The 23,189-nt window shown below is 66.5% G+C and carries 21 protein-coding genes; 14 read left to right on the plus strand and 7 right to left on the minus strand.

Translation table 11 applies throughout. From position 1 onward, the window contains the following. Window positions 1-115 precede the first annotated feature (115 nt). Together OXS31_RS02565 and OXS31_RS02570 are read right to left on the minus strand one after the other, a co-directional pair. Window positions 116-3,064, minus strand: a complete 2,949-nt coding sequence (locus tag OXS31_RS02565) for a sensor histidine kinase (RefSeq protein WP_027597540.1) — start codon at window positions 3,062-3,064, stop codon at window positions 116-118. After that, window positions 3,048-3,224 carry a hypothetical protein gene (locus OXS31_RS02570; protein ID WP_007159707.1) on the minus strand — a complete coding sequence of 59 codons (177 nt, stop codon included), beginning with the start codon at window positions 3,222-3,224 and terminating at the stop codon, window positions 3,048-3,050. The genes OXS31_RS02565 and OXS31_RS02570 overlap by 17 nt, the downstream gene beginning before the upstream one ends. Before the next feature lie 104 nt (window positions 3,225-3,328). Between OXS31_RS02570 and OXS31_RS02575 the strand changes: the two genes are divergently transcribed. Continuing rightward, entirely contained in the window at window positions 3,329-3,745 is a 417-nt protein-coding gene (locus tag OXS31_RS02575) for a VOC family protein (RefSeq protein ID WP_058792016.1), read from the plus strand. On the opposite strand, the gene gluQRS is transcribed toward OXS31_RS02575, so the two are convergent. Both gluQRS and dksA read right to left on the minus strand, forming a co-directional pair. Then, window positions 3,742-4,632: a tRNA glutamyl-Q(34) synthetase GluQRS gene (gene gluQRS, locus OXS31_RS02580; protein WP_027597542.1), complete on the minus strand. Its 891-nt coding sequence runs from the start codon at window positions 4,630-4,632 to the stop codon at window positions 3,742-3,744. The two genes, OXS31_RS02575 and gluQRS, sit on opposite strands and share 4 nt — an antisense overlap. Before the next feature lie 84 nt (window positions 4,633-4,716). Beyond that, on the minus strand, window positions 4,717-5,160 hold the full coding sequence (gene dksA, locus OXS31_RS02585) for an RNA polymerase-binding protein DksA (RefSeq protein ID WP_007159704.1): 444 nt from the start codon (window positions 5,158-5,160) through the stop codon (window positions 4,717-4,719). A gap of 291 nt (window positions 5,161-5,451) precedes the next feature. Between dksA and OXS31_RS02590 the strand changes: the two genes are divergently transcribed. The 6 genes from OXS31_RS02590 (at window position 5,452) to deoA (ending at window position 11,535) form a co-directional block, all read left to right on the plus strand. Continuing rightward, window positions 5,452-6,627: a pyridoxal phosphate-dependent aminotransferase gene (locus OXS31_RS02590; RefSeq protein WP_042138296.1), complete on the plus strand. Its 1,176-nt coding sequence runs from the start codon at window positions 5,452-5,454 to the stop codon at window positions 6,625-6,627. Then, on the plus strand, window positions 6,624-7,349 hold the full coding sequence (sfsA, locus tag OXS31_RS02595) for a DNA/RNA nuclease SfsA (RefSeq protein WP_027597544.1): 726 nt from the start codon (window positions 6,624-6,626) through the stop codon (window positions 7,347-7,349). Before OXS31_RS02590 ends, sfsA begins: the two co-directional genes overlap by 4 nt. 87 nt (window positions 7,350-7,436) lie before the next feature. Beyond that, complete coding sequence (locus tag OXS31_RS02600; RefSeq protein WP_007159701.1) at window positions 7,437-8,699, plus strand: NupC/NupG family nucleoside CNT transporter; 1,263 nt, start codon at window positions 7,437-7,439, stop codon at window positions 8,697-8,699. A gap of 151 nt (window positions 8,700-8,850) precedes the next feature. Continuing rightward, the gene (locus tag OXS31_RS02605) at window positions 8,851-9,786 is read left to right on the plus strand and encodes a nucleoside-specific channel-forming protein Tsx (RefSeq protein ID WP_081398790.1); all 936 of its coding nucleotides are present in this window, start codon (window positions 8,851-8,853) and stop codon (window positions 9,784-9,786) included. A 13-nt stretch (window positions 9,787-9,799) separates the two neighbouring features. After that, window positions 9,800-10,213 (plus strand): cytidine deaminase, encoded by a 414-nt coding sequence (locus OXS31_RS02610; protein ID WP_007159699.1) that lies wholly within the window; start codon window positions 9,800-9,802, stop codon window positions 10,211-10,213. 11 nt (window positions 10,214-10,224) lie between these two features. Then, window positions 10,225-11,535 carry a thymidine phosphorylase gene (gene deoA, locus OXS31_RS02615; protein ID WP_144960759.1) on the plus strand — a complete coding sequence of 437 codons (1,311 nt, stop codon included), beginning with the start codon at window positions 10,225-10,227 and terminating at the stop codon, window positions 11,533-11,535. 179 nt (window positions 11,536-11,714) lie between these two features. Here the strand turns inward: deoA and OXS31_RS02620 are convergent, their stop codons facing one another. Together OXS31_RS02620 and OXS31_RS02625 are read right to left on the minus strand one after the other, a co-directional pair. Next, window positions 11,715-12,527, minus strand: coding sequence for a cyclic nucleotide-binding domain-containing protein (locus OXS31_RS02620; protein WP_058792011.1), 813 nt, complete (start codon window positions 12,525-12,527; stop codon window positions 11,715-11,717). Between the two features lie 130 nt (window positions 12,528-12,657). Beyond that, the gene (locus tag OXS31_RS02625; protein ID WP_027600754.1) at window positions 12,658-14,205 is read right to left on the minus strand and encodes a bifunctional aminoglycoside phosphotransferase/ATP-binding protein; all 1,548 of its coding nucleotides are present in this window, start codon (window positions 14,203-14,205) and stop codon (window positions 12,658-12,660) included. A 153-nt stretch (window positions 14,206-14,358) separates the two neighbouring features. On the opposite strand from OXS31_RS02625, the gene mrcB reads away from it, so the two are divergent. From mrcB to OXS31_RS02640, 3 genes are read left to right on the plus strand one after another with little or no spacing between them, the layout of a single operon-like run. Next, a complete protein-coding gene (mrcB, locus tag OXS31_RS02630; RefSeq protein WP_027600755.1) occupies window positions 14,359-16,701 on the plus strand; it encodes a penicillin-binding protein 1B in 2,343 nt (780 codons plus the stop codon). 35 nt (window positions 16,702-16,736) lie between these two features. Then, window positions 16,737-17,489 (plus strand): hypothetical protein, encoded by a 753-nt coding sequence (locus OXS31_RS02635; protein WP_037007511.1) that lies wholly within the window; start codon window positions 16,737-16,739, stop codon window positions 17,487-17,489. Continuing rightward, window positions 17,489-17,815 (plus strand): YqcC family protein, encoded by a 327-nt coding sequence (locus tag OXS31_RS02640; RefSeq protein ID WP_027597552.1) that lies wholly within the window; start codon window positions 17,489-17,491, stop codon window positions 17,813-17,815. Before OXS31_RS02635 ends, OXS31_RS02640 begins: the two co-directional genes overlap by 1 nt. 1 nt (window position 17,816) lies before the next feature. Here OXS31_RS02640 and OXS31_RS02645 read toward each other — a convergent pair whose 3' ends face one another. After that, complete coding sequence (locus tag OXS31_RS02645; protein WP_007159692.1) at window positions 17,817-18,281, minus strand: DUF4124 domain-containing protein; 465 nt, start codon at window positions 18,279-18,281, stop codon at window positions 17,817-17,819. A 398-nt stretch (window positions 18,282-18,679) separates the two neighbouring features. On the opposite strand from OXS31_RS02645, the gene OXS31_RS02650 reads away from it, so the two are divergent. The 4 genes from OXS31_RS02650 to pssA all read left to right on the plus strand — a co-directional run bounded on the left by OXS31_RS02650 (window position 18,680) and on the right by pssA (window position 22,961). Further along, a complete protein-coding gene (locus tag OXS31_RS02650) occupies window positions 18,680-20,404 on the plus strand; it encodes an acetolactate synthase 3 large subunit (RefSeq protein ID WP_027597553.1) in 1,725 nt (574 codons plus the stop codon). 2 nt (window positions 20,405-20,406) lie between these two features. Beyond that, window positions 20,407-20,898: an acetolactate synthase small subunit gene (gene ilvN / locus OXS31_RS02655; RefSeq protein WP_007159690.1), complete on the plus strand. Its 492-nt coding sequence runs from the start codon at window positions 20,407-20,409 to the stop codon at window positions 20,896-20,898. Window positions 20,899-20,924: 26 nt separating this feature from the next. Continuing rightward, window positions 20,925-21,941, plus strand: a complete 1,017-nt coding sequence (gene ilvC, locus OXS31_RS02660) for a ketol-acid reductoisomerase (protein ID WP_007159689.1) — start codon at window positions 20,925-20,927, stop codon at window positions 21,939-21,941. Window positions 21,942-22,106: 165 nt separating this feature from the next. Then, complete coding sequence (gene pssA, locus OXS31_RS02665; protein ID WP_007159688.1) at window positions 22,107-22,961, plus strand: CDP-diacylglycerol--serine O-phosphatidyltransferase; 855 nt, start codon at window positions 22,107-22,109, stop codon at window positions 22,959-22,961. Window positions 22,962-23,189: the final 228 nt, after the last annotated feature.

Here is a 23,189-nt window from a genome sequence, read left to right on the forward strand (position 1 = left end):
CAAGTGCGCTCTCTTACGGGAAGGCAAGACGACCCACGCCAGGCAGCGTGTCTTGTCGCGGTCGTCTGGACTTCCGAATGCTTTAGCAGATCCATCCAGCAGGCGGATGGGTCCGTCACGGCGCCTCCGGCAACCCGAGATAGCGCGGCAGCAGTACCCGGATGCGGGTGCCCTGGCCGGTCACGGGGTCGGTAGGACTATCGATCATTATCTGACCATAATGCTCTTCTACGATGGAATAGACCAGCGCCAAGCCAAGCCCCGTCCCCTTGCCCGGATCCTTGGTGGTGAAGAAGGGTTCGAACAGCCGGCTGACGATGGCCTTGGGAATGCCGCTGCCCTCGTCCTCGACGCTCAGGGTCACGGTCTGGCCCTGGGCCTCGCTGCGCACCCGGATCGGCGCACCGGGCGGCGAGGCGTCCCGGGCGTTGGACAGCAGGTTGATCATCACCTGCACCAGCCGCTGGGGATCGCCCTGCACCAGGTGTTCGGGATCGCAGAGATTGAAGAAGTCGACGTCCACGCTCTGGCGGTTGAGGGAGAGCAGGGCGATGGCCTCCTGGGCCGCCTCGGCCACGCACACCGGTTCGTGGGCCTGCTGGCGACCGCCGGCATGGGCGAAACTCATCAGCGACTGGACGATGCGGGTGATGCGCCGGGTCTGCTCGATGATCTGGCTGCTGATCTCGTCGATCTCTTCGTCCGCCTCGCGCTCCTCGCGCAGGTTCTGCGCCAGGCAGGCGATGCCGGTGACCGGATTGCCGATCTCGTGGGCGACGCCCGCGGCCAGCCGGCCGATGGAGGCCAGGCGCTCGGAGTGGATCAGGCGGTCTTCCAGCAGCTGGGTCTCGCTGATGTCTTCCACCACCAGCACCGTGCCGTTGCTGCCCACCGCCAGGGGTTCGTCGATGGTCGCCTTGTGCAGGTTGAGCCAGCGCTGCTCGTGTTCCTGGGGCAGCCGCTGCTTGTAGAGGTGCTGCTGCGCCGGTTCGGCGAGAAAGCGCTCGAACAGGTCCTGCCAGGGATCGGGCAGGGCGCTCAGGCGCGAACCCACCACCCGGGCGCCGTCGATGCCGGTGAGTTCTTCCATGGCGCGGTTCCACATGAGGATCTCGCGGTCACGCGCCAGGGAGCAGACGCCCATGGGCAACTCCTGCAGGGTCTGGCGGTGATAGCGGCGCAGGGCGTCCAGCTCGGCGGCCAGGCCGGTCAGGCGCGACTGGTAGTCTTCCAGGCGATTCTCGATGAAGTGGATGTCTTCGGTGGCATAGGCCTCGCTTTCCGCCTTGAACGGCAGAAAGGTCTCGACGATGTCCTGGGCGACCCGCGGGCCCATCAGGCCGGAGAGATTGGCCTCGATGCGATCGCGCAACCGGCGCAGGGCATAGGGGCGGCGCTCGTCATAGGGCAGCAGCAGATCGGCCAGGGCGCGCTCGACTTCCTTCTGCGCGGTCTTGGCGCCCAGGGGCTTGGCCAGCTGGGCGGCGAAGTCCTGGGGCGAGCTGGCCGCCAGTTCGCGGCGCTGCGGACGGCGGACGTTGTCCACCGCGCAGGCCTCGGCGGCGCTCTTCTCTTCTTCGCTGGCCTCGGTGAAGAGCGAGACCAGGGCGAACACCAGCACGTTGACGGTCAGCGAGGCCACGGCGGCGAGGTGCCAGTTGCTGGCGCTGATGCGATAGCTGAAGACGCCGATGTGCAGCGGATTGATGTCGGCCACCAGCGGCATGAGCATGCTCAGGAACCACAGGCCCAGGCCGCACAGCAGGCCGGCGATGAACCCCTTGCGATTGGCCGTCTGCCAGTAGAGCACCGACAGCGCGCCGGGCAGGAATTGCACGGTGGCGACAAAGGAGACGATGCCCAGGCTGGAGAGATCGCCATGGCCCTGCAGCAGGCGATAGAAGCCATAGCTGCCGAGGATGATGGCGGCGATCAGCATGCGCCGGGTCATGCGCAGCCAGCGATAGATGTTGCCGTCGGTGGGCGGCTGGTAGAGCGGCAGCACGATGTGGTTGAGCAGCATGCCCGACAGCGCCATGGTCACCACGATGATCAGGCCGCTGGCCGCCGACAGCCCGCCGACGAAGGCCACCAGCGCCAGCAGCGGATTGTCCAGCGCCAGGCCCACGCCCAGGGTGAAGTACTCCGGCGGCGTCGGCGAACCCAGCGCCAGGCCACCCCAGAGAATCGGCGGCACCGCCAGGCTGATCAGCAGTAGGAACAGCGGCAGGCCCCAGCTGGCACTGACCAGCGCCTGGGGACTGAGATTCTCGGTGAAGGCCATGTGGTACATGTGCGGGGTGACGATGGCCGCGGCAAAGAACACCAGCAGCAGGATCCGCCAGGGACCTTCCTGCAGCGGGGTGTGCAGGGTGGAGAGGGCGCTCTGGTTCTGCTGCAGCCAGGTCTCCAGGCCGTTGGGTCCGCCGAACACGGTATAGAGGGTGACGCCGCCGACGATGCCCAGGGCCAGCAACTTGACCAGGGACTCGAAAGCGATGGCCACCACCAGGCCTTCATGGCGCTCCTTGGAATTGATCTGGCGTGCGCCGAAGAGCATGGCGAACAGGGTGATCAGCAGGCAGAAGCCCAGCGCCGGGGCGTCCTGGGCGCGGGCCTGCACCAGGATGCCGGTGCTGGTGGCCACCGCCTGGATCTGCAGCGCCAGCAGCGGCAGCACGGCGATCAGCATGCCCAGGCTGGTGAGGGCGCCGGCCCAGGTGCTGCGGAAACGGAAGGCGAAAAGATCGGCCAGGGACGCCAGCTGGTAGGCACGGGTCAGGCGCAGGATGGGATAGAGCAGCACCGGCGCCAGCAGGAAGGCGCCGCACAGGCCCAGGTAGTAGGCGAGAAACCCGTAGCCGTAGTCGTAGGCCAGGCCCACGGTGCCATAGAAGGCCCAGGCGCTGGCGTAGACGCCCAGCGACAGGGTGTAGATCAGCGGATGGCGCACCAGCCGGCGCGGCACCCAGCCCTTCTCGGTCATCCAGGCGACGCCAAAGAAGATCAGCAGGTAACCGGCGCTGATCAGCACCAGTTGGGACAGACTAAAGCTCGTCGGCATCGCGCTGGCTCTGCAGGATAAAGGTCACCACGATGAGGATGAGCCACAGCAGGTAGGGGCGATACCAGGCGCCGCTGGGAGCGATCCACCAATCCATGATGGCGGGGGAGAACAGATAGATGCCTACCACGAGGAGCAGGACCAGCCGGTAGATGTACATGCGCGGTTCCCGAACGGCGATGGCGCCATGGTAATGCAAAAGCGCTGTACCCCGGAGAGGGAGGCCTCTACCGTGAAGGCTTCTTTCCCCGCCGGAGTTCGTCGATGACCAGGCCCCGTCTCGCCGCCGTGCTGGAAACCGCGCTCTATGTCGCCGATCTGCCCCGGGCCCGGCGCTTCTATGAAGAGCTGCTGGGGCTCACGCCGATGTTCGCCGACGAGCGCCTGGCCGCCTATGCGGTGGGCGCCAGCGTCCTGTTGCTGTTCCAGCGGGGCACTACCGAACAGCCCGTCAGGCTGCCGGGCGGCTGCATTCCGCCCCATGGCGCCCAGGGCTTTCAGCACCTGGCCCTGGCCGTCGCAGCGGATGAACTGGAAGCCTGGGCCGCACAGCTGGTGGCTGCCGGGGTCGCCATCGAAGAACGCACCCGCTGGCCGCGTGGCGCGATCAGCCTGTATTTCCGCGATCCGGATGGCCATCTGCTGGAACTGGCCACGCCTGGCCTCTGGCCCAACTACTAGTCCGGCAATCGGGCTTCGGCCAGGTGCGGCACCCGCGGGATCAGCGCGGCATCCCAGTGGGCGACACCCCAGGCCAGCACCCCGGCCGGGGTTTCCCGGGCCAGCTCCGCATGCGTCGGCTGGCCCAGGGTGCGCAGGGCGCGCACCAGCAGGGCGCCGGCCTGCTCGGGTGGCAACGGCGGCGAGCGGTAGCTCTTGCCCAGCTTGTGGCCATCGGGCTGGATCAGCAGCGGCACGTGCAGATAGCGCGGCGCCGGATGACCGAGCAATTCCTGCAGATAGAGCTGGCGGGGCGTCGAGTCCAGCAGGTCGGCGCCCCGCACCACGTCGGTCATGCCCTGCAGGGCATCGTCCATCACCACCGCCAGTTGATAGGCGATCAGGCCGTCGCGGCGCTGGATGACGAAGTCGCCCACCTCGCGGCCCAGGTGCTGGCGGAATTCGCCCTGCACCCGGTCGACGAAGCGGTAGTCCAGCTCAGGGACACGGATGCGGATGGCGGCGTCCGTCGCCGGCAGGCCGCGATTGCGGCAGTATCCGGGGTAGAGGCCGCCACTGCCTTCGAGCTGCTTGCGCGAGCAGTCGCAGGCATAGGCCAGGCCGCTGGCCAGCCACTGCGCGATGACCGCGCGATAGGCGTCCAGGCGCTCGCTCTGGCGCAGCACCGGGCCGTCCCATTCGAAGCCGTAGGCCTCCAGAGTGGTGAGGATGGCCGCCTGGGCGCCGGGGACCTCGCGCGGGGGGTCCAGGTCTTCCATGCGCACCAGCCACTGCCCGCCCGCGGCGCGGGCATCCAGGTAGGAGGCGAGGGCGGCAACCAGCGAGCCGAAGTGCAGATAGCCGCTGGGCGTGGGGGCGAAACGGCCGACATAGGGGCGCCTGGACATAGCTCATCCTGTGAATGCCGGAAAAACCGAAGTCTGGAAAGAACAAAGGGCGCCGTAGCGCCCTCGTCGGTGAGGCAGCAGGACTCAGGTCCCGGTCTGCTTCTCGCGGATCTCGGCCAGGGTCTTGCAGTCGATGCACAGGCTGGCGGTCGGACGGGCTTCCAGGCGACGGATACCGATTTCCACGCCGCAGGAGTCGCACCAGCCGTATTCGTTGTCTTCGATCAGCTGCAGCGTCTCGTCGATCTTCTTGATCAGCTTGCGCTCGCGGTCGCGGGCACGCAGTTCCAGGCTGAATTCCTCTTCCTGGGTCGCGCGGTCGGCCGGGTCGGCGAAGTTGGCCGCTTCTTCCTTCATGTGGTGCACGGTGCGATCGACTTCTTCGCGCAGTTCCTGCTTCCACTTGTTCAGGATGCCGGTGAAGTGGGCGCGCATGCGCTCACTCATGTATTCCTCACCCTTGGCAGGCTGGTAGGGTTCGTAGCCACGGGCCAGATGATTGTTCTGCTGATTTGCTTCGCTGGGCATGATTGACCCTCTCACTTTCGCTGATCCTGTCCACAGGCTGGATGCGTTTCCAGGCCTCTCCATGTTGGAACGCCCGGGGTCTGTGGCTGCCGATGGCGTCCCGCGCAATGCCGACGCCAGGCTGAATATGTTCTCGACTGGCCAGTCGCCCTGCGGATGCAAGCCGGCGAACTTACCAGAAGCTTCCAGGGGGCGCTACTACTGGCCTCCCGCTCCTTGCCGACGCGGCGGATGCCGGTCTGCGAAGCCTTGGTTAGAATCCCGCCTTCGCCACAAGTTCGGACCCCCTCCATGTCCAATTCCTACAGCGCGCGCAGCCAGGCCATCGAGCCCTTCCATGTGATGGCCCTGCTGGAGCGCGCCAACCAGCTCCAGGCCGCCGGGCATGACGTCATCCACCTGGAAATCGGCGAGCCCGATTTCACCACCGCCGCCCCGGTGGTCGCGGCCGGCCAGGCCGCGCTGGCGGCCGGTCAGACCCGCTACACCGCGGCCCGCGGCCTGCCGGAGTTGCGCCGCGCCATCGCCGCCTTCTATGGCGAGCGCTACGGCGTCGACCTGGATCCGGAACGGGTGCTGATCACCCCCGGCGGTTCGGGTGCCCTGCTGCTGGCCAGCGCCCTGCTGGTCGATCCCGGGCGTCACTGGCTGCTGGCCGATCCCGGCTATCCCTGCAATCGACACTTCCTGCGCCTGGTGGAAGGCGCGGCCCAGCTGATTCCGGTCGGCGCCGAGACCCGCTACCAGCTCACCCCCGAACTGGTCGCGCGGCACTGGCAGGCGGACAGCGTCGGCGCCCTGGTGGCCTCGCCGGCCAATCCGACCGGCACCCTGCTGGATCGCGACGAACTCGCCGGGCTGTCGGCCGCCCTCAGGGCACGTGGTGGTCACCTGGTGGTGGACGAGATCTACCACGGCCTGACCTACGGCCTGGACGCCCCCAGCGTGCTGGAGGTGGACGACTCGGCCTTCGTGCTCAACAGCTTCTCCAAGTATTTCGGCATGACCGGCTGGCGCCTCGGCTGGCTGGTGGCGCCGCGCGCCGCGGTGCCGGAGCTGGAAAAGCTGGCGCAGAATCTCTACATCAGCGCCTCCACCGTGGCCCAGCAGGCGGCCCTGGCCTGTTTCACCCCCGAGGCCATGGCCATCTTCGAGGAGCGTCGCGCCGAATTTGCCCGCCGTCGCGACTACCTGCTGCCGGCGTTGCGCAACCTGGGCTTTGAGATCGCCGTCGAGCCCCAGGGCGCCTTCTATCTCTATGCCGACATCGCCGCCTTTGGCGGCGACGCCTATGCCTTCTGCCAATTCCTGCTGGAGACCGAGCACGTGGCCATCACCCCCGGCCTGGATTTCGGTCGCCACCGTGCCGACACCCATGTGCGCTTCGCCTACACCCAGTCGCTGCCGCGCCTGGAAGAGGCCGTCGCCCGCATCGCCCAGGGATTGCAGCGCTGGAGCGCCCGGTGAGATTCGAGCCACCCCTGGAAGAGGGTCGCCTGCTGCGCCGCTACAAGCGTTTTCTCGCCGACATCGAGACCGCCAGCGGCGAGGTGCTGACCCTGCACTGCCCCAATACCGGCTCCATGCTCCACTGCCAGCCGGCGGGCGCCCGCGTCTGGTTCAGCCGCGCCAGTGGTCCCAAGCGCAAGCTGCCCGGCACCTGGGAGCTGGTCGAGACGGACCATGGCCGCCTGGCCTGCATCAATACCGCCCGTGCCAATCGCCTGGTGGAGGAGGCCTTGCTGGCCGGTGGCATTCCCGAACTGGCCGGCTTCACCGCCCTGCGCCGGGAGGTGGCCTACGGGCTGGAGAACAGTCGCGCTGATTTTCGCCTGGAGTATCCCGCGGGGCCGCTGTACCTGGAGGTCAAGAGCGTCACCCTGGGCTTTGCCGACACCGCGATCGCCGCCTTTCCCGACGCCGTGACCACCCGTGGGGCCCGCCATCTGCGCGAGCTGGCGGCCCTGGCCGCGGCCGGTGAGCGGGCCGTGCTGCTCTATTGCGTATTGCTCGACGGCATCGAGGCGGTACGCCCGGCCGCGGAAATCGATGCCGCCTATGCCCTGGCCCTGGGCGAAGCCCGTCGCCAGGGTGTGCAGGTGCTGGCTTATGGGGCACGGCTCTCGCCTGCGGGCCTGGAGTTGGACCGACCGTTGCGCCTCGCTGACCAGGCAGTCACAAAAAGCTGATCGCCCGGACAGGATCTGGCAGGCGCCTTGCTTACGGATATCGCCCATCGATCGCCGCTATCGGGCGATCCTGTCAGGAGTCCTTTGATGATCTCTGTGTTGGGCATGCTGTTGCTGGTGGCCATCGCCATCCTCTTTTCCCGCCAGCGGCGCGCCATTCGCGTGCGTACCGTGCTCGCGGCCTTTCTGTTGCAGGCGGGGCTCGGCCTGTTCGTCCTCTACATTCCCTGGGGCCAGCAGGTGCTTGGCAGCGTCTCCGGCGCCGTCTCTTCGCTGCAGCTCTATGCCGACAAGGGCATCGAGTTTCTCTTCGGCGGTCTCGCCGGACCGAAGATGTTCGAGTACTTCGGTAACGGTGGCTTCGTCTTCGCCGTGCGGGTGCTGCCCCTGATCGTCTTCTTCGGCAGCCTGATCGCGGTGCTCTACTACCTGGGCATCATGGGCTGGATCATCCGCCTGGTGGGCGGCGCGCTGCACGCCCTGCTCGGCACCAGTCGGGTGGAATCCACCACGGTTACCGCGACCCTGTTTCTCGGCCAGTCGGAAATGCCGCTGGTGGTGCGGCCCTTCATCGCCGATCTCACCCGCTCGGAGCTGTTCGCCATCATGGTTGGCGGTTTCGCCGCGGTGGCCGGTTCGGTGCTGCTGGGCTACGCCGGCATGGGCGTGGAACTCAAGTACCTGATCGCCGCCAGCTTCATGGCCGCTCCGGGCGGCCTGCTGATGGCCAAGCTGATGGAGCCGGAGACCGAACAGCCGCGCGACCAGGCCATGAAGACCCTGGGGGAAGGGGAGGAGCGCCCAGCCAACGTCATAGACGCAGCCGCCGAAGGCGCCCAGGTCGGGCTGCGCATCGCCCTGGCGGTCGGTGCCATGCTGCTGGCCTTCATCGCCCTGATCGCCCTGCTCAACGGCATCCTCGGCTGGTGCGGCGCCTGGTTCGGCGTGCCGCAACTGAGCATGCAGCTGGTGCTGGGCTATCTGCTGGCGCCGGTGGCCTTCCTCATCGGGGTGCCCTGGAACGAGGCGGTGCAGGCCGGTGGCTTCATCGGCCAGAAGCTGGTGCTCAACGAATTCGTCGCCTATGCCGACCTCTCGACCTACCTGGATCCGGTCAAGTCGGCGGCGGCGGGCGTCCAGCCGCTCTCGGCGCATACCCAGGTCATCGTCACCTTCGCCCTCTGCGGCTTCGCCAATCTCTCTTCCATCGCCATCCAGCTCGGCGGCCTGGGCGGCATCGCGCCCCAGCGGCGTCACGAACTGGCTCAGCTGGGCCTGCGCGCCATGCTCGGCGGCACCCTGGCCAACCTGATGAGCGCGGCCCTGGCCGGCTTCTTCATCGGCCTCTAGGTCGATGTCGATTGGACCATCCGGTCCACTTTATGGTGCACCGCTGGCCTGGGTGCGCCAAAACGTAACAGCGGATGACCGTGGCGTGCGCCTGCTTCGCCGCCACGGGTTGTCCGCGGCTTCTCAAGGCTTTCGCTCAGGAACCCTCCTCATGACGTTTTCCCGCCTCCGTCGCGTGCGCTTCGGCGCGCTACCGCTCCTGTTCTGCTGCAGCGCCCAGCTGTTGGCCGCTCCCGCCGTCGCCACCGACAGCGCCCAGGGCGAGACCGCCAGTCCCGCCGCGCAACAGACGGACAGTCGCTCGCCCTATCTATCGTCCTGGTACAACCAGGATCTGACTCTGATCGGCAGCAAGGACATCAGCTTCGGCCCGCAGCCCGTGGACGACGTCTATCTGGAGTACGAGTACTTCGGCCGCAAGGGGCCCTTCGAACTCTATGGCTACATCGACGTGCCCAGGGTACTGGGTATCGGCAACAGCCATGACTCCGGCGTCTGGGACCGCGGCTCGCCCCTGTTCATGGAGCACGAACCGCGTATCTCCATCGATCAGCTCAGTGGTCGCTCGCTGGCCTTCGGGCCGTTCAAGGAGTGGTACCTGGCCTTCGACTGGATCTACGACCACGGCAGCAGCCAGGCCAGTCGACAGAACACCCTCTACGCAGGCTTCGGTACCGATATCGAGACCCATACCCCGGTGCTGCTGTCCGCCAACCTCTACGGCCGCCGCCAGTGGGAAAACTATGGCGCCGCCAACGAGAATTCCTGGGACGGCTATCGGGCCCAGCTCAAGTACATCTGGCCGCTGGCCAAGTTCGACAACGGTGCCTCCCTGACCTATGTCGGCTTCACCAACTTCGATTTCGGCTCGAAGCTGGGCGACGAGCCAGGTCGTACGGCCAATGCCACCGTATCCACCAATGTGCTGCTCTATGCCTTCACCCACCTGCGCTTCATGTTCGCTGCGCGGCATTTCCACAATGGCGGCAACTGGCGCGACGGCACCGAGCTGAACTTTGGCGAGGGCGATTTCGAGGGCCGCTCCAACGGCTGGGGCTACTATGCGGGGGTGGGTTATCAATTCTGATCTGGAGACTGTCATGAGCACCAACCTGCCTGCGCACCTGGCCGCACTGCTTCCGCAAGCGGTCGCTGCGGCCGAGCGCGCCTACTGTCCGCATTCGGAATTTCCCGTGGGCGCCGCCCTGCTGACCGCCGAGGGCGAAGTCATCCATGGCTGCAACGTGGAAAACATCTCCTATGGCCTGACCAACTGCGCCGAGCGCAGCGCCCTGTTCGCCGCCATCAGCCGGGGCCTGCCGCCGCGCAGTTTCACCGCCATGGCCATCCATGCGCCGGGCGTTCCCCTGATCAGTCCCTGCGGTGCCTGTCGCCAGGTGCTGCTGGAGTTGATGGCGCCCGACGCGACCATCGTCTGCAGCGGCAGCGAACCCGGCCGTACCCGCACCTGGACCCTGGCCGAGCTGCTGCCCGGCGCCTTCGACGACTTCTAAGGAGTCCGCCCATGTGGCTTGCCCAGGAGGTTATCCGCCAGAAGCGCGATGGCCTGGAACTCTCGGCTGAGGATCTCCAGCGGCTGGTCCGCGGCATCGTCGACGACAGCCTCAGCGAAGGCCAGATCGCCGCCTTCGCCATGGCCACCCTGCTGCGCGGCATGACCGCCGCCGAGCGCACCGCCCTGACCCTGGCCATGCGCGACAGCGGCCAGGTGCTGCGCTGGGACCTGCCGGGGCCGGTGGTGGACAAGCATTCCACCGGCGGCGTGGGCGATCTCACCAGCTTGGTGCTGGCACCGCTGCTCGCCGCCTGCGGCTGCCATGTGCCGATGATCTCCGGGCGCGGCCTGGGCCATACCGGCGGCACACTCGACAAGCTGGAGAGCATCCCCGGCTATCGCATCCGGCCTGGCCTGGCGCGCTTTCGCCAGGTGGTGGCCGAGGTGGGGTGCGCCATCGTCGGTCCGGACGCCGATCTGGCCCCGGCCGATCGCCGCCTCTATGCCATCCGCGATGTCACCGCCACGGTGGAATCGGTGGACCTGATCACCGCCTCCATCCTGGCCAAGAAACTGGCCGCCGGCCTGGACGTGCTGGTCATGGACGTCAAGACCGGCGGCGGCGCCTTCATGGCCGAGCGCGACGCGGCTCTGCGCCTGGCCGACAGTATCGTCGAGGTCGCCGAAGCCGCCGGGGTCCGGACCCGCGCCCTGGTCACCGACATGGGCCAGCCCCTGGCGCGCAGCGCCGGCAACGCCCTGGAGGTGGAGGAGGCCATCGCCCTGCTGGCGGGCGAGGTACGCAGCGAGCGCCTCTGGCAGGTGATCCGGGCGCTGGCCGAGGAAACGCTGCAACTGGCCGGACTGGCCAGGGACGCCGCCACCGCCGAGCGCCTGGTGCTGGAGGCCTGGCAGAGCGGCGCCGCCCTGGCGCGTTTCGCGGCGATGAGCCTGGCTCTGGGCGGCCCGTCCGACCTGACCGAGCGGCCCTGGCAGCATCTGCCCCGGGCTCCGGTGGTGCGCGCCGTCCATCCGGCCCGCCCGGGCTGGGTGCGGCAGGTGGATACCCGCGCCCTCGGTCTGCTGGTGGTTGAACTGGGCGGCGGGCGGCAACGTCCGGAGGATGAAGTGGATCCGGCGGTGGGTCTGGCCGGCCTGGCACTGCCCGGCGAGTGGGTCGACGAGCACCGGCCCCTGGGGGTGATCCATGCCGGCGACGCCCAGAGCGCCGCGCGGGCTGCCCAACACCTGCAGCTGGCCTATGGCCTGGGGGAGGAGCGGCCGGCCGATGCCGTGCCCGTCGTGCTGGATCGGCGCTAGCGCCGGATTCCAGACAAAAAAAGACCCGGCAGAGCCGGGTCCAAAACCGTGATTAGCCTGATGAGGAGATAACCCGAAAGACCAACTGCTGGACCTTCAGTTATCGACCGGTCTCGCGACCGGCTGAGTTGAATAATAACAATTCTCATTCCATCGTCAAGCGTATTCGAGAATATTTCTTAATTACCGCTGGAAGGTCGCTCTTGGGCACCGCGCAGGCGGGTGACCTCCTTGTTCAGGGTGTCGATATGGCGCGCCATGTTCTCGATCAGGCTGTGGGCGATGCGCGGGGTGGTCTCCATCAGGGAAACGAACTGATCCTGGGGGATCACCAGCACGGTGCAGACGGTCTTGGCGATGACGCTGGCGGTACGAGGCGTATGGGTGAACACCGCCAGGGCGCCGACGATCTCGTCCTGGCAGACCTCGCCGACCTTGCAGCCATCGACCCAGGCCTCGGCATGGCCTTCGGTGATGACGAAGACATGCTCGGCGGAATCGCCCTGACGGATGATGACCTCGCCGGCGGCATAGCGACGAAAGCCGGTGGCCGGCTGGGTGACCGGCGGCTTGAGCCGGATCAGCGCCTGGGCCAGCAGCGATTGTTGACCCAGCATGTACCTCAGCAGGGCATCGCGCTGGACCGGCGTGGCGGTGGCCGCCGCGAGAAAGGTCTCGCGGTCGTAGGGCAGCACCCGCACGTCGGCCTCGCTCTCGTAGTTGAGGGTCGGCAGATCCAGAGTGCGCCCCAGGCCGATCAGGTCGCCCTCGCCGAGCTGGAACAGCGCCCGCTGATCCAGGACCACCCGCAGCGGGCCACGCTGGATCAGATAGACCTCGTCATTGCGCATCCAGTCCTGCAGCAGGGCGGCGGGACTCAGCTGCAGGGGCTGCCGACTCGGCGCCACACCACTGACCAGTCGCGCCGGAATGGCCTGCAGCGCCTGACGCAACTGATCGACATAGGGAGGCTGATCGCCGATGAGGTACATGGTGCCAATTCCTTCTTGTTACGCAGAGGTTGTGACGTGGGTCGCACGATAAGCCGCTCGTCGGCGACCGTAAATCCACAACTCCACGAGCTGTGACGGAACGCTTGTTCTGCCCCCCAGGAGGTCGTGGTCAGGCCGGGGCGCGACCCAGGCGGCGCAGCAGGCGAGCCGGCAGGGCCTCCAGCTGTCCGGCGCGACCCAGCTCCACCACCAGCGCCCGATCCTGCTCGGCGGGTTCGAGCGGATCCTGGGCCTGGCGCTGGGCTGCCACCACCGCGAGGGTGGCCTCGGAAGGATCGGTCCCCTCGGCCTGGCGCTCCTGCAGCCAGCGGGCGATGAGTTCGTCGTCCGCCTGGCAGTCGATGATCAGCAGGGGCGCGGCCTGGGCTTCGGCCAGGGCCTGGGCCGCGGCGCGCTGGGCCTGCTTGAGGTAGGTGGCGTCGAGCACCAGCGGATAACCGGCCGCCAGTACCTGGGCGCCGATCTCGTGCAGGCGCGCATAGGTGGCTTCGCCGGCTGCGGCGCTGTAGCGGGTGGCCTCGTCGCTGTCGGCATAGAGGCGCTGGCGCTCGACATCGGATCTCAGGCGAATGGCGCCGAGCGCCTCGACCAGGGCCAGGGCCACGGTGCTCTTGCCGATCCCCGACACCCCGTGCATCACCGCCGCGAAGGGCTGGGGCACCTGGGTATAGCCTTCGGCCAGCGCGGTGTAGCTGCGATAGCTGGCAAGGATCTCGGCCCGCAGCGCCGGCTCCTCGGCCTGGCCGAGGCGGAAGAGGGCGATCTTGGCGCGCACCATGGCGCGATAGGCCTTGTAGAAGTCGAGCAGGGCGAGGCCGCTGTAGTCGCCGGTCGCCTCGAAGTAGGCATTGACGAATCTGTTGCTCAGGGCCTTGAGGCCGCGGTCTTCCAGGTCCATGGCCAGGAAGCCGGCATCGCCCATGGTGTCGGTCAGGCGGAAGGGCTCGTTGAATTCGATGCAGTCGAACAGCACCACCTCGCCGTCGAGCAGGGTGGCGTTGGCCAGGTGGATATCACCATGGCATTCGCGGATGAAGCCGTCACGGCAACGCGCCTCGAACAGCGGCAGCAGGCGCGCGTAGCTGGCTTCGGCCCAGGCTTCCAGCTGGTCGAGCTGCCGGAGATCGGCCGCTTCGCCGAGCATGGCGCGGATCTGCTCGAAATTCTGCCGCACCGGCGCCATGGCGGCGTCCGGGGTGCACAGCGGATGCTCGGTCCCTACCTGGGGTGCGGCCAGGTGGAAGCGGGCGATCTGTGCAGCCAGGGCGTCGATGTGCGCCTCGGTCAGCTCGCCGCGCTGCTGCACCTCGCTGAGCAGTTGGCTCTGGGGGAATTCGCGCATGCGCAGGGCGTATTCGATCACCGGACCGCTGCCGCCCAGCTCGGGAGCGCTTTCGCTGCCGGTGATGGCCACCACGTCCTGGTAGAGATCGCGGGTCAGGCGCTGGTTGAGGCGCAGCTCCTCGCGGCAGAAGTGGCCACGGGCTTCCAGGTCGGTGAAGTCGAGGAAACCGAAATTCACCGGCTTCTTGATCTTGTAGGCGACCTCGCCAGTCAGCACGACCCAGGAAATATGGGTTTCGATGACCCGGAACGCCGAGGTGGGATGGGGATAGAGCGCCGGGTTCTGCAGGGCGGAAATCAGGAGCTGGCTCACGGGCGGTCCTTGTAGGGAATGGATGGCGGCATTATCGCTGCCAGGGCGGTCCACGCAAGCCGCGACACCGGGAAGGGGAGTCCTTGAACCCCAGCTGACGAAGCGCTGGCAGGCCGCTGTCGGCCACCGGGCAAGTGCGTATAATGCGCCGCCATGAAGCGACCCCGATCCTCTCGTTCCCGCAAGCGCAAGACCTTTGACTGGCGCCGCCTGTCCGGCTGGGCAGTCAAGCTTGGTCTGGTCGCGCTGGTAGCCCTGGCTGGCCTATGCATCTATCTGGATGCCGTGGTCCAGGAAAAATTCTCCGGCAAGCGCTGGACCATTCCGGCCAAGGTCTATGCCCGGCCGCTGGAATTGTTCAACGGCGTCAAGCTCAGCCGTGACGACTTCCTCACCGAACTCGACGCCCTCGGCTATCGCCGCGAGAAAACCGTGGACGGCCCCGGCAGCGTCTCCGTGGGGGCCTCCACGGTCGAGCTGAACACCCGCGGCTTCCAGTTCTACGAAGGCGTCGAGCCGGCCCGGGCGATCCGCGTGCGCTTCGCCGGCGGCACCGTCTCCGGCGTCAGCGCCCTGGATGGCAGCAATCTTGCCGTGGCCCGCCTGGAGCCGCTGATGATCGGCGGCATCTATCCGGCGCATAACGAGGATCGCATCCTCATCAAGCTCGACCAGGCGCCGCCGCACCTGGTCGATGGCCTGGTGGCCGTCGAGGACCGCGAGTTCTGGCATCACCACGGTGTCTCGCCCAAGTCCATCGCCCGGGCGGTCTGGGTCAACGCCACCAGCGGCCAGGTGCGCCAGGGCGGCAGTACCCTGACCCAGCAGCTGGTCAAGAACTTCTACCTCACCAACGAGCGCAGCATCACCCGCAAGGGCACCGAAGCCCTGATGGCGCTGCTGCTGGAGCTGCACTACAGCAAGCAGGAGATCCTCGAGGCCTACCTCAACGAGGTGTTCCTCGGTCAGGACGGCTCGCGCGCCATCCACGGCTTCGGTCTGGCCGCCCAGTACTTCTTCGGCCAGCCCTTCAGCGAGCTGAAACTGCATCAGGTCGCCCTGCTGGTCGGTCTGGTGAAGGGCCCGTCCTACTACAACCCGCGCCGCTACCCCGAGCGCGCCATGACCCGCCGCAACCTGGTGCTCGACCTCATGGCCGAGCAGGGCGTGGTCAGTGCCACCGAGGCGGAAGCGGCCAAGGCTCGGCCGCTGGGCATCACCAAGGCCGGCAGCCTGACCAACAGTTCCTTCCCGGCCTTCGTCGACCTGGTCAAGCGCCAGCTCAAGCAGGACTACCGCGACGAAGACCTCACCGAAGAAGGGCTGCGCATCTTCACCAGCTTCGACCCCATCCTGCAGACCAAGGCCGAAGCCGCCATGGGCGAGACCATGAAGCGCATCGACGGCCGCAAGGGTGCGGAAAACGTCGAGTCGGCCATGGTGGTGACCAATCCGGAAACCGGTGAGGTCCAGGCGCTGCTGGGTGGCCGCGATCCGCGCTTCGCCGGCTACAACCGCGCCCTCGACGCGGTGCGCCAGGTCGGCTCGCTGATCAAGCCGGCGGTCTATCTCACCGCCCTCGAGCGCCCCAGCAAGTACACCCTGACCACCCTGATCCAGGACGAGCCCTTCTCGGTGAAAGGCGCCGATGGCCAGGTCTGGCGGCCGCAGAACTACGAGCACAAGGCGCACGGCACCATCTTCCTCTATCAGGGGCTGGCGCATTCCTACAACCTGTCCACCGCGCGCCTGGGCCTGGACCTCGGGGTCCCCGAGGTGCTCAAGACCGTCGCGCGCCTGGGCGTGAGTCGCGCCCTGCCGCCCTATCCGGCGACCCTGCTCGGCGCCGGTGCCCTGACGCCCATGGAAGTGGCGACCATGTACCAGACGCTGGCCAACGGTGGCTTCAACACGCCGCTGCGCAGCATCCGCAGCGTGCTCGACGCCAATGGCGAGCCGCTCAAGCGCTATCCCTTCCAGATCGAGCAGCGCTTCGATACCGGCGCCATCTACCTGGTGCAGTACGCCATGCAGCGCGTCATGCGCGAAGGCACCGGGCGCTCGGTCTACAACCAGATCCCCACCAGCGTGAACCTGGCGGGCAAGACCGGCACCACCAACGATTCCCGCGACAGCTGGTTCTCCGGCTTCAGCCAGGATCTGCTGGCGGTGGTCTGGCTGGGTCGCGACGACAACGGCAAGACGCCCCTGACCGGTGCCACCGGCGCCCTGCAGGTCTGGAGCAACTTCATGCGTCGCGCCGATCCGGTCTCCCTGGACATGCCGGTGCCGGACAACATCACCCAGGCCTGGGTCGATGCCACCACCGGGCGCGGCACGGATCCCTCGTGTCCCAACGCCGTGCAGATGCCTTATATTCGCGGCAGTGAGCCGCCACCGGGCGCCTCCTGTGGCGCGCCGGCCGCACCCGCCGCCGGCGGCAACGGCAACGGCGGCAATCCGGTCATGGATTGGGTCAAGGGTTGGTTGAATTGAGAGGTCCCAAGGTGACGAAAGCAGTCTGGCCGGTGATGATCGCCGGTGTTCTCCTCGCCGGTTGCGCCGCGCCGCAGCGTGGCGCCATCCCCGTGGTCGATTCCGGCGGTCCGGTGTCCAACGGCGAACTCTATCGCCAGGGCAACAACCGGCCCCTGCCAGCGCAACGTCAGGCCCCCGTGGCCGCCGCGCCCAGCGCGCCGGCCGATTCCGGGGTGACCGTCATGGTGCCGGGTGGTAGCTCCGCGCCCCTGGAAACCTATGCCGCACCGGCGGCCTCGGCGCCGCTGATCACCTCGTCCAGCCCCAGCGCACCGCCTGCCCAGGCGCCGGTGCAGCCGAGCTATTCGCAGCCGGTCTATCCGCCCGCCACCCCGGGCGGCTCCGCGGCCGCCAGTACGGCTCCGACCGGCATTCCCGCCACCAGCAATTCCAGTGGCGGCGGCCTGGCTGCCGACGAGCAACTCGACGGTCCGGTGCTGGCCCTGTTGACCACCGCCCAGCAACAGCAGAGCGGCGGCGATCTCAACGGTGCCTCTTCGAGCCTGGAACGCGCCCAGCGCATCGCCCCGCGCGAGCCCCAGGTGCTCTATCGCCTGGCCCAGGTGCGCCTGGCGCAGAACGATCCGGCCCAGGGCGAGCAACTGGCCCGGCGCGCCCTGACCTACGCCAATGGCCGTCCGGCCTTGCAGGCCAGTCTCTGGCAACTGATCGCCCAGGCCCGCGAGGCCCAGGGTGATGCCTCCGGCGCCGCCCTGGCCCGGCAGAAGGCGCAGGTGGGTACCTGATGGACGAGCGCCTGCCCGCCCTGGCCGATCAGCTGCTGCAGATCGAGCGTGAATTGCGCCTGCTCGGCTGGTGGTCGGCGCAGGCGCCCAGCGCCGAAGCCCTGGCCAGCCAGGAGCCCTTCTGCGTTGATACCCTGAGTTTCGCCCAGTGGCTGCAGTGGATCTTCGTGCCGCGGATGAAGCTGATCATCGAGAGCGATGCGGCCCTGCCGGCGCGCTCGGGCATCCGGCCGATGGCCGAGATGGTCTACCAGGGCAATCTCGACCCCGTCCTGCCCCTGCTTGCGTCCCTGGCCGAATTCGACCGCATCATCGAAAGCGCCTGAGTTACTTGCCGCAGTTCTGCTCGATGGACAGCTGGGTCTCGGCCAGCCGCTGCTGACGTTCCTCTTCACTCAGCCGCCGCGTCTCGCCCCGCCCGGACTGCACCAGGATGCGCGGATTGTTGCGCAGCTGTGCCAGATTCTGGCGCGCCTGATCGCACTGCTCCTTGAGCTTGTTCTGCTCCTCGCGCACCTGCGCCTTCACCCGGCGATCCAGTTCCTGCTGCTGGGCGTCGTTGGACACCGATGGCTGCTGGGCGCCGTTGGGCATCTTGTAGGTGGGTGCAGTGCCACTGCCATTGATCTGCGGCGCCGTCTTCACGTCCACCTCGTTGGCCTTCTGGCCCTCGGGCGGCTGGGCACTGAAGTGGGTGACACCCTTGTCATCGGTCCACTTGTAGACCTGCGCGGCCTGGGCGGACAGGCTGCAGGCGAAAGCCAGGGCGGAAAGCCAGAAGATCGAGCGCATGGGAATCCTGGAAGGGGAGAGGACAGGACTTCACTATAAGAGGAGACGTCGACCTTTTCATCACGACTGATCGCCGACGACCGATTGCGCCCGGTTGCACCTTTCGGCTTGACTTGCACGGGTCGAATGCGAACAATCCAAAGTTCGCTGTAGCGAGTCGGCCCAAAGCTGACTGCTCGGCAGACCATGAGGTGCCTACCCGCGCCGCCACAGTCAAATACCCTGCACCGCGTTACCTCGCGTCGGGTGGAAGCTCCAGCATTCATCGGAATCTTCCAACAAGGCTTTCTAGGCAGCTGAATCGTCGGTGACCACCGTCGCCCATGCTCTGCCTTGCAGTCAACCGAACCTTGAGCGTCCACCAATGGGCGCTCGCCATGCGTGGAATGAGGTGATACGTGGAGCTATTAACTGGCGCTGAGATGGTCGTCCGCTTCTTGCGCGACGAGGGCGTGAAACACATCTACGGGTACCCGGGCGGTGCCCTGCTGCACATCTACGACGCCCTGTTCAAGGAACCGGCGCTCAACCACATCCTGGTTCGTCACGAGCAGGCCGCCACCCACATGGCCGACGGCTATGCCCGCGCCACCGGCAAGGCCGGCGTGGTCCTGGTGACCTCCGGCCCCGGCGCGACCAATGCCATCACCGGCATCGCCACCGCCTACATGGACTCCATCCCCATGGTGGTCCTGTCCGGCCAGGTGCCGAGCAACATGGTGGGCACCGACGCCTTCCAGGAAACCGACATGGTCGGCATCTCCCGGCCGATCGTGAAGCACAGCTTCATCATCAAGCACCCCTCCGAGATCCCCGAAGTCCTCAAGAAGGCCTTCTACCTCGCCGAGTCCGGGCGTCCTGGTCCGGTGGTGGTCGACATCCCCAAGGACATGGGCGATCCGACCAAGAAATACGAATACGTCTATCCGAAGAAGATCAAGCTGCGCTCCTACAATCCGGCGCAGCGCGGTCATTCCGGGCAGATCCGCAAGGCCGTCGAGATGCTGGTGGCGGCCAAGCGCCCCATCCTCTATGCCGGTGGTGGCGTCATCCTCGGCGGTGCCTCCGCGGCCCTCACCGAGCTGGCGCGCCTGCTCAACCTGCCGGTCACCAATACCCTGATGGGTCTGGGCGCCTACCCGGGCAGCGATCGCCAGTTCCTCGGCATGCTCGGCATGCACGGCAGCTACCAGGCCAACCTGGCCATGCACCACAGCGACGTCATCCTCGCCGTGGGTGCGCGCTTCGATGACCGCGTCATCAACGGTGCCACGCGCTTCTGCCCGAACGCCAAGATCATTCACGTCGACATCGATCCGGCCTCGATCTCCAAGACCATCAAGGCCGACGTGCCCATCGTCGGTCCGGTCGACAGCGTCCTCGCCGAGATGGTCGCCGTGGTCCGCGAACTGAGCGAGAAGCCCCGTGCCGAAAACCAGGCCGCCTGGTGGAAGCAGATCGAGGAATGGCGCGGCGGTCGCGAGATGTTCCCCTACGACAAGGGCGACGGCAGCATCATCAAGCCGCAGACCGTCATCGAGACCCTGTACGACGTCACCGCGGGCGATGCCTACATCACCTCCGACGTGGGTCAGCACCAGATGTTCGCTGCCCAGTACTACCGCTACGACAAGCCCAATCGCTGGATCAACTCCGGCGGCCTCGGCACCATGGGCTTCGGCTTCCCGGCGGCCATGGGCGTCAAGCTCAACTTCCCGGACGCTGACGTCGCCTGCGTCACCGGTGAAGGCAGCGTGCAGATGAACATCCAGGAGCTCTCCACCTGCATGCAGTACGACCTGCCGGTGAAGATCGTCTGCCTCAACAATGGTGCCCTGGGCATGGTCCGCCAGTGGCAGGACATGCAGTACAGCAGCCGCTACTCCCACTCCTACATGGAATCCCTGCCGGACTTCGTCAAGCTGGCCGAGGCCTATGGCCACGTCGGCATGCGCATCGAGCGTCTGGAAGACCTCAAGCCGATGATGGCCGAGGCCTTCGCCATGAAGAATCGCCTGGTCTTCCTCGACATCGCCGTGGACAACACCGAACACGTCTACCCGATGCAGATCAAGGATGGCGCGATGCGCGACATGTGGCTGAGCAAGACGGAGCGGACCTGAACATGAGACACATCATCTCCCTGCTGCTGGAAAACGAGCCCGGCGCCCTGTCCCGCGTGGTCGGCCTGTTTTCCCAGCGCAACTACAACATCGAAAGCCTCACGGTCGCCGCGACCGAGGACCCGACCCTGTCGCGCCTGACCCTGACCACCATCGGCCAGGAAGAGACGGTCGAGCAGATCACCAAGAACCTCAACAAGCTCATCGAGGTGGTGAAACTGGTCAACCTGTCCGAGAGCGCCCACATCGAGCGCGAACTCCTGCTGATCAAGGTCAAGGCCACCGGCGCCCAGCGCGCCGAGGTCAAGCGCACCACCGATATCTTTCGCGGCCAGATCGTCGATGTCGGCAGCAGCGTGTATACCATTCAGCTGGCGGGCACCAGCGAGAAGATCGACAGCTTCATCCAGGCGATCGGCGCCGCGTCCATCCTCGAGGTGGTGCGTAGCGGCGTGACCGGAATTTCCCGTGGCGACAAAGCCCTGAGCATCTGATACCCCCTTTTCCAGGAGAACCTGCAATGCGCGTTTACTACGACAAAGACTGTGACCTTTCCATCATCCAGGGCAAGAAGGTCGCCATCATCGGCTACGGCTCCCAGGGCCACGCCCATGCCTGCAACCTGAAGGACTCCGGCGTCGACGTCGTCGTCGGTCTGCGCAGTGGCTCGGCCACCGTGGCCAAGGCCGAGGCCCATGGCCTGACCGTCAAGCCGGTCAAGGACGCCGTCGCCTCCGCCGACGTGGTCATGATCCTGACCCCCGACGAATTCCAGTCCAAGCTGTACAAGGACGAGATCGAGCCGAACCTGAAGCAGGGCGCCACCCTGGCCTTCGCCCACGGTTTTGCCATCCACTACAACCAGGTCGTGCCCCGCGCTGACCTGGACGTCATCATGATCGCCCCCAAGGCCCCGGGTCACACCGTGCGCTCCGAGTTCGTCAAGGGCGGCGGCATCCCTGATCTGGTCGCCGTCCACCAGGACGCTTCCGGCAATGCCAAGAACGTCGCCCTGTCCTACGCCTGCGGCGTCGGCGGCGGCCGTACCGGCATCATCGAAACCACCTTCAAGGACGAGACCGAAACCGACCTGTTCGGCGAGCAGGCCGTGCTGTGCGGTGGTGCGGTCGAGCTGGTCAAGGCCGGTTTCGAAACCCTGGTCGAAGCTGGCTACGCGCCGGAAATGGCCTACTTCGAGTGCCTGCACGAACTCAAGCTGATCGTCGACCTCATGTACGAAGGCGGTATCGCCAACATGAACTACTCGATCTCCAACAACGCCGAGTACGGCGAGTACGTGACCGGTCCCGAGGTCATCAACGCCGAGTCGCGCGCAGCCATGAAGAATGCGCTCAAGCGCATCCAGAACGGCGAATACGCCAAGATGTTCGTGGCCGAGGGCGCGTCCAACTACGCCTCCATGACCGCCTACCGTCGCAACAACGCGGCTCACCCGATCGAGCAGGTCGGCGAGAAGCTGCGGGCGATGATGCCCTGGATCGCGTCGAACAAGATCGTCGACAAGACCAAGAACTGATCGGACAGGGCGCCAGCCCTGTAACGAGCGGTAAAGGACGCGGCCTCGGCCGCGTTTTTTATTGCACTGCCCACGACCCCGGCAATGCCTTAGCATGGGAGGTTAGGCTGAACCCTATCCTCAAGAGGTCAGTCCAATCCGTCAGGTAATGCCCAAGGAAAATCCATGAGCGAGCGTCCCGAAGAAACCCCGTCCAACACAGCCACCGACGGCCTCATCCCCGTGGATGAACACATCGAGGAGACGCAGGACGCCCAGGGGCGCAAGATCAGACGCCGTGGCGTGTACCTGCTACCCAACCTCTTCACCACCGCGGCGCTCTTTGCCGGCCTCTATTCGATCATCAAGGGTGTCGCGGCTCAGACCGCCTTCATCCAGGGGCAATACGACATCGCCTCCGCCGGCTTCTCGGCCGCGGCCGCCGCCATCTTCATCGCCATGGTGCTCGATGGCCTGGATGGTCGCGTCGCCCGCATGACCAATACCCAGAGCGCCTTCGGCGAGCAGTACGACTCGCTCTCCGACATGGTCGCCTTCGGTGTCGCACCGGCGATCCTGGCCTTCCAGTGGGCCCTGAGTGGTCTGGGTAATGTCGGCTGGGCCGTCGCCTTCATCTATGTAGCCGGCGCCGCCTTGCGTCTGGCCCGCTTCAACACCCAGATCGGCTCGGTGGACAAGCGCTACTTCATCGGCCTGGCCAGTCCTTCCGCGGCGGCCCTGGTGGCCGGTACCGTCTGGTGCTTCAGTGACTTCGGCATCCAGGGCTCCAAGCTGTCGCTGCTGGTCGCCCTGATGGTCGCTGCAGCCGGCATGCTCATGGTCAGCAACTTCAAGTACTGGAGCTTCAAGACCCTGGGCCTGAAAGGACGCGTCCCCTTCGTGGTCATCCTGATCGCCGTGCTGGTCTTCGCCGTGGTCTTTACCGACCCGCCGCGCGTCCTGCTACTGGGCTTCCTGGCCTATGCGGTCTCCGGACCCTTCACCACCCTCTGGCGCAATCGCCGTATCGGCCGTGCCTAGCGGCACCGAGAGGGCTATAAGAAAGGGGCTGCGCGAGCAGCCCCTTTCTTTTTTTGGCCTTTCTGAAAATAACCTGTTGACCTGCTCTGAATCTCCCCTATAATGCGCCCCACTTCCGGCGCAGACGCTGAAGCGGCTTGAAAATCAGGCACTTAGGTCTGAGTCGGGCGAGGGGTCCACGGATTCTTTGCCATTGGGTCTCACCCTCGGGTGATGACGAAATGAAGT

The organism is Pseudomonas sp. GM_Psu_1, from assembly GCF_026544185.1.
Taxonomy (GTDB): Bacteria; Pseudomonadota; Gammaproteobacteria; order Pseudomonadales; family Pseudomonadaceae; genus Chryseomonas; species Chryseomonas oryzihabitans.

Coding starts and splice junctions, on each gene's coding strand:
- OXS31_RS02565 (WP_027597540.1), bottom strand. CDS start 3,064: ATGCCGACGAGCTTTAGTCTGTCCCAACTGGTGCTGATCAGCGCCGGT.
- OXS31_RS02570 (WP_007159707.1), bottom strand. CDS start 3,224: ATGTACATCTACCGGCTGGTCCTGCTCCTCGTGGTAGGCATCTATCTG.
- OXS31_RS02575 (WP_058792016.1), top strand. CDS start 3,329: ATGACCAGGCCCCGTCTCGCCGCCGTGCTGGAAACCGCGCTCTATGTC.
- gluQRS (WP_027597542.1), bottom strand. CDS start 4,632: ATGTCCAGGCGCCCCTATGTCGGCCGTTTCGCCCCCACGCCCAGCGGC.
- dksA (WP_007159704.1), bottom strand. CDS start 5,160: ATGCCCAGCGAAGCAAATCAGCAGAACAATCATCTGGCCCGTGGCTAC.
- OXS31_RS02590 (WP_042138296.1), top strand. CDS start 5,452: ATGTCCAATTCCTACAGCGCGCGCAGCCAGGCCATCGAGCCCTTCCAT.
- OXS31_RS02600 (WP_007159701.1), top strand. CDS start 7,437: ATGATCTCTGTGTTGGGCATGCTGTTGCTGGTGGCCATCGCCATCCTC.
- OXS31_RS02605 (WP_081398790.1), top strand. CDS start 8,851: ATGACGTTTTCCCGCCTCCGTCGCGTGCGCTTCGGCGCGCTACCGCTC.
- OXS31_RS02610 (WP_007159699.1), top strand. CDS start 9,800: ATGAGCACCAACCTGCCTGCGCACCTGGCCGCACTGCTTCCGCAAGCG.
- deoA (WP_144960759.1), top strand. CDS start 10,225: ATGTGGCTTGCCCAGGAGGTTATCCGCCAGAAGCGCGATGGCCTGGAA.
- OXS31_RS02620 (WP_058792011.1), bottom strand. CDS start 12,527: ATGTACCTCATCGGCGATCAGCCTCCCTATGTCGATCAGTTGCGTCAG.
- mrcB (WP_027600755.1), top strand. CDS start 14,359: ATGAAGCGACCCCGATCCTCTCGTTCCCGCAAGCGCAAGACCTTTGAC.
- OXS31_RS02635 (WP_037007511.1), top strand. CDS start 16,737: ATGATCGCCGGTGTTCTCCTCGCCGGTTGCGCCGCGCCGCAGCGTGGC.
- OXS31_RS02640 (WP_027597552.1), top strand. CDS start 17,489: ATGGACGAGCGCCTGCCCGCCCTGGCCGATCAGCTGCTGCAGATCGAG.
- OXS31_RS02645 (WP_007159692.1), bottom strand. CDS start 18,281: ATGCGCTCGATCTTCTGGCTTTCCGCCCTGGCTTTCGCCTGCAGCCTG.
- ilvN (WP_007159690.1), top strand. CDS start 20,407: ATGAGACACATCATCTCCCTGCTGCTGGAAAACGAGCCCGGCGCCCTG.
- ilvC (WP_007159689.1), top strand. CDS start 20,925: ATGCGCGTTTACTACGACAAAGACTGTGACCTTTCCATCATCCAGGGC.
- pssA (WP_007159688.1), top strand. CDS start 22,107: ATGAGCGAGCGTCCCGAAGAAACCCCGTCCAACACAGCCACCGACGGC.